A 4,989-nucleotide genomic window follows, 5' to 3' on the forward strand; every position below is an offset into this window, starting at 1 on the left:
ATTTGGGTTTGAAAGAGCAGCAAAAAACTTAAAACCTGAGATGTATGAATTCGAACTTGAAGCGGAAATCTCTTATGAATTCCAAAGAAGAAGGTCAAGAATGCACGCTTTTCAACCTATAATGGCATCTGGTAAAAATGCATGTGCTTTGCATTATATTACCAACAATGACATCTGTAAAAGTGGCGAAATAGTTTTGATGGACTTTGGTGCTGAATACGGCAATTATAAAGCAGATATGACCAGAGTTTTACCCATAAATGGAAAATTCACAGATAGGCAAGCAGAAGTTTACACATCTGTATTTGATGTAATGAAAGCCATAAAAAACCAAATGGTGGTAGGAAATACGATAGCAAACCTAAAAAAGGAAACGCAAAACTTAATAGGAAAAGAATTGGTGAAATTAAAGATTTTGACAGAATCTGATGTAAAATTCAATCCAAAAGCGATTGTTAAATACTTTCCGCATGGGGTTTCACATTTTTTGGGAATTGATGTACATGATGTTGGCGATAGAAAAAAGAAATTAGAAGCCGGAATGTTGCTAACTTTAGAGCCAGGAATATATATTGAGCAAGAAGCCATAGGCATTCGCTTGGAAAATGACATATTGATAAAAGAAGTAGGAAATGAGGATTTGATGGAAGGTATTCCGCTAGAAATAAGTGAAATAGAAAAATTGATGCATCAGTAAAACCTAAAAAAAACTGGTTAAATAATAGAAAATATGCTTTGGCAAAATCACATAAAAGGTTTCAAGAATTTCTTGAAAATAGAAAGAGGGCTTTCTGGCAACTCTGTAGAAGCCTATGTGAGAGATGCCGAAAAATTATTTCAATTTTTTGGAGAGAAAAAAACTGTGCTCCAGTTGAAAGACGAAGACATTCACAATTTCTTGAGTTATTTAAACGATCTAGGTCTGTCAAACACAAGTCAAAGCAGAATTCTCAGTGGATTGAAGGCTTTTTTTGAATATTTAATCATTGAAAAAGAAATTATTTCTGATCCTACAGAATTGATTTCCTCACCTAAAATCACTCGAAAACTACCTGAAACGTTGCATTTACATGAAATAGAAGCCATGCTGAATTGCATAGATTTAAGCACGCCCGAAGGACCACGAAACAAGGCGATTGTGGAAGTAATGTATAGCTGCGGCTTACGAGTGTCTGAACTGACCGGCCTTAAAATTTCAGATTGCTTGTTTAATGAGGGTTTTGTGAGAGTAGTAGGTAAAGGCAACAAAATGCGATTGATTCCTATTGGAAATGAAGCGATAAAGTTTGCTAAAATTTATCAAAATGAAAGCCGAAGCCATTTGAATATTGAACATGGGCATGAAGATATATTATTTTTAAATAGACGTGGAAAAGCCCTAAGCAGAGTGATGGTTTTTTTGATAATCAAAGACTTAGCAGAAAAGGCTGGCATTCATAAAAGTATATCTCCCCATACACTAAGACATAGTTTTGCCACTCATTTGGTTGAAGGCGGAGCGGATTTAAGAGCTGTACAGGAAATGTTAGGTCATGAGTCAATAATCACTACTGAAATATACACGCATCTTGATAGAGCTTATTTGCAGCAGACTTTGAAGGAGTTTCATCCGCGGGGGTGAATTGATTTACGATTTTTCGATTGAGGGATTTTAGATTAATTCGATTAATAAACTCTCAATTTTTCGGATTGACTTTGTATTCAGAATATTAATTGTTTTAAAACCCATTTTTTTTCATCAGTTGGAAGTAACCATATTTTTAAAATCCCATATTTATTCTATATTTGACTATCAAAAATATTTTACATGAATTATAATTACAAAATTCATCTACAAAAAGAAGAGGAAGGAGGTTTTATGGTCACGGTGCCGTCTTTACCCGGCTGTATAACACAAGGAGACGACCTTGAAGAAGCCATTGAAATGGCTAAAGAAGCCATCCAACTTTATATAGAAGAATTAAAAGAGAGAGGAGAAAAAATCCCCGATGACTCCAATACTTTTGAATATTCCTTAAATTTGGCCGTCGCATGAACCAAACTCCAAAATACCTAATTGGCCTTTTGGAACAAAATGGTTTTGTTTTTAAACGTTCAAAAGGTTCACATCACATTTATCACAATCCCAATAATAACAAAACTGCCATTGTGCCAATTCATGGCAATAAAGATATAAAAAAGGGCACATTCTTAGCTATTTTAAAACAGGCTGGAATAAGTATTTAAATTTTAAAATTACGCCAAACGAAAATAACAAATCCATAGAAATATGAAAAAACTAATACTATTTGGAGCAACAGGTAATTTAGGTAAAGAGATTGCAAGAGAAGCGAAACTGAAAGGCTATGAATTAACGGTAGTTGTCCGAAGTAAGATAAAAGCAGAGGAATTATTAAGTATTACCGATAGATACATAATAGCTGATATCACGAATCCCACTTCATTAGAAAATATTTGTAATGGTTATGACATAGTCATTTCCGCTTTGGGAAAAAGTGTATCTCCAAATGATTTTAGTAAACCGTCATTCAAAGAGATTGACCTAAATGCAAACACCACTATTTTTAAAGAAGCTATTAAAAGTGGTATTAAGAAATTTATTTATATTTCTGCTTTTCATTCTGAAAAATATTTGCATTTAGAATACTTCAGGGTCCACCATGAATTTTCTGAGCTTTTGAAATCTTCGGGAATCGACTATTCAATAATTAAACCACCAGCAATATTCAGTGCTTTTATAGACATGATTGAAATGGCAAAAAAAGGCCGTTTAATTAATATAGGGAAAGGAGATATGAAGACAAATCCAATATATGAAGGAGATTTGGCGAAAGAATGTGTTGAATCAATTAAACTTGTAAACGTAACAAAAGAAATAGGTGGAATGACAATATATACTAGGCGAGAACTCTATGAAATAATACAAAATGAAGTCTGCCCAACAAAAAGTTTAAAAAATATTCCTCTTCAGTTTTTCAAGCTCTCGTTGCCCTTTTTCAGAATTTTAAATAAAAATCTATATAATAAATTTGCTTTTTTTGTAGCTGCTATTCAAGTAGACACAATCGCTCCCCGAATTGGACGAATGAAATTTGAGGAATACATAAAATTAAAAAACTCGAATTAATATTGCAAACCTTTAGATTTTGCTTAGTTTTTCAACTTAACTAGAAGAAAAAAGTATCAAAATCTATTATGAAAACTGATGTGCGATTAATAAAAAAACATATTATGGAAAGAAGCAAGTATCTGAAAATCATTTCATTTTTCCTATTCTTAAATTTCACTTGTTTCGCCCAAACACCCATCTTCACCTCCGGAACTGAAGGGTACAAATCTTTTAGAATACCGGCAATAGTTACTGCAAAAAATGGTTGCTTAATAGCTTTTGCCGAAGGCAGAGTAAATAATGCTAGAGATTTTGGCAATATAGATTTGGTAATGCGGAAAAGTTGCGATAAGGGCAAAACTTGGAGCAAACTTAAAATTGTAGTGGACAATGACGACCTCCAAGTTAGCAATAATGCACCAGTTTTTGATTTCTTGGACCCTGAATACCCAGAAGGCAGATTATTCCTGTTTTATAATGCTGGCAATAACCATGAAAACGAAGTCCGGAAAGGCCATGGAAAGAGAGAAGTATTTTATGTTACCTCTATTGACAATGGAGATACTTGGTCGCCCCCTTTGGATATTACTTCCCAAACACATAGGCCCTCGGAATGGCGATCTTATGCAAATACACCAGGCCATGCCTTACAATTGACGAAAGGCTCAAAAAAAGGAAGACTATTTGTGCCTGCCAACCACAGTGAAGGCGAGCCTTTGGAACATTTTGAAGATTATCATGCACATGCATTTTATTCTGATGACCACGGAAAAACTTTCAAATTGAGTGAAAGTCTAGAACTAAAAGGTAGCAATGAAGCCACAGCGGCAGAATTGTCCAATAATAGATTAATGTTGAATACAAGGAATCAAAAAGGTGATATAAAGCAACGAATTGTTGCTATTAGTGATAATAATGGCGAAACTTGGACATCGGAAAAATTTAATGAAAAACTTATTGACCCAGTTTGTGAAGGTAGTCTTTTAAATATTGGAGGCAAAAAACTAGCTTTCACAAATGCGGCAGATATAAATAAACGCAATAACCTTACGCTCAGAATTAGTAAAAATGAAGGAAAAACTTGGCCGAAGTCAGTTTTAATTGATGCTAATGATGGAAAAGGTGATTTTACTGCTTATTCTGATATTGTCAAAATTGGTAAAAGAAAAATAGGGGTTCTTTATGAAAGGGACAATTATAAAGAAATAGTGTTTAAAATCGTAAAATGGTAAAGTCTTATTTCAATAACCAATAAACAGCAAAAGCCGAAAAATAAGCCAAGGCACTCATATAAACTAATTAAATAATGGGCCACTTCCATGACTTGGTCTCTCTATATACCACTTGAGTTTGACACCATTTTGAGTTAAGTAATTGATAATAAGGCACAGTATTGTCCAATCGGCTCTCTACAAACCATTATTTTGGTGGATTTTTAGATTTTAAACTTTTCTTGTGTTTGGATTGGTAAGATTGGTTTTAGACCCATTTTATTTAGGATGAGTTTTTCGTTTTCTGATGGCATCGATCTCAAGTAAGATTTTTTCCCATTGTTATCTATCAGACTTAATTGCATTTTGTCTAATGCTTCTCTTAGCAATTTTTCTGTAATCACATTTTTGTCACGATTTATTTTTTGTAGCACGAAGTTTTGAATGGCGAAGGCTATGTAACAAAGGCAAATATGGCCCTCTATTCTTTGGTCTGTCCAATGAAACATTGGTCTGGTTTCAAGGTGGGATTTGAAGGTTCTAAAGCTGTGTTCTATTTTAAATAGTTGTTTATATTGATCTAAGACATCGCTTACTGGCAGCGTTTGATTATTGGTGCTTATGGCTAAAAAACCATCATACCGCTCAGCCGCAGCTATTTTTTCTTCA

General features: G+C 33.9%; 6 protein-coding genes and 1 pseudogene. 6 read left to right on the top strand and 1 reads right to left on the bottom strand.

The window, feature by feature from the left end; genetic code table 11:
• The 6 genes from EGI22_RS14970 to EGI22_RS14995 form a co-directional block, all read left to right on the top strand.
• Positions 1-697: M24 family metallopeptidase (locus EGI22_RS14970; RefSeq protein ID WP_255069276.1), on the top strand; the 697-nt coding region annotated here is incomplete at its 5' end.
• 33 nt (positions 698-730) lie between these two features.
• Positions 731-1,621: a site-specific tyrosine recombinase XerD gene (xerD, locus tag EGI22_RS14975; RefSeq protein WP_255069277.1), complete on the top strand. Its 891-nt coding sequence runs from the start codon at positions 731-733 to the stop codon at positions 1,619-1,621.
• Positions 1,622-1,807: 186 nt separating this feature from the next.
• Entirely contained in the window at positions 1,808-2,035 is a 228-nt protein-coding gene (locus EGI22_RS14980; RefSeq protein WP_255069278.1) for a type II toxin-antitoxin system HicB family antitoxin, read from the top strand.
• A complete protein-coding gene (locus EGI22_RS14985; RefSeq protein WP_255069279.1) occupies positions 2,032-2,226 on the top strand; it encodes a type II toxin-antitoxin system HicA family toxin in 195 nt (64 codons plus the stop codon). The genes EGI22_RS14980 and EGI22_RS14985 overlap by 4 nt, the downstream gene beginning before the upstream one ends.
• 43 nt (positions 2,227-2,269) lie before the next feature.
• A complete protein-coding gene (locus tag EGI22_RS14990) occupies positions 2,270-3,127 on the top strand; it encodes an NAD(P)H-binding protein (protein ID WP_255069280.1) in 858 nt (285 codons plus the stop codon).
• A gap of 104 nt (positions 3,128-3,231) precedes the next feature.
• Positions 3,232-4,341 (top strand): exo-alpha-sialidase, encoded by a 1,110-nt coding sequence (locus tag EGI22_RS14995; protein WP_255069281.1) that lies wholly within the window; start codon positions 3,232-3,234, stop codon positions 4,339-4,341.
• 203 nt (positions 4,342-4,544) lie between these two features.
• Here EGI22_RS14995 and EGI22_RS15000 read toward each other — a convergent pair.
• Positions 4,545-4,989 (bottom strand): annotated as a pseudogene (locus EGI22_RS15000) (hypothetical protein); the annotation flags it as partial.

The sequence above is a fragment of the Lacihabitans sp. LS3-19 genome (assembly GCF_024343575.1).
GTDB lineage: Bacteria > Bacteroidota > Bacteroidia > Cytophagales > Spirosomataceae > Leadbetterella.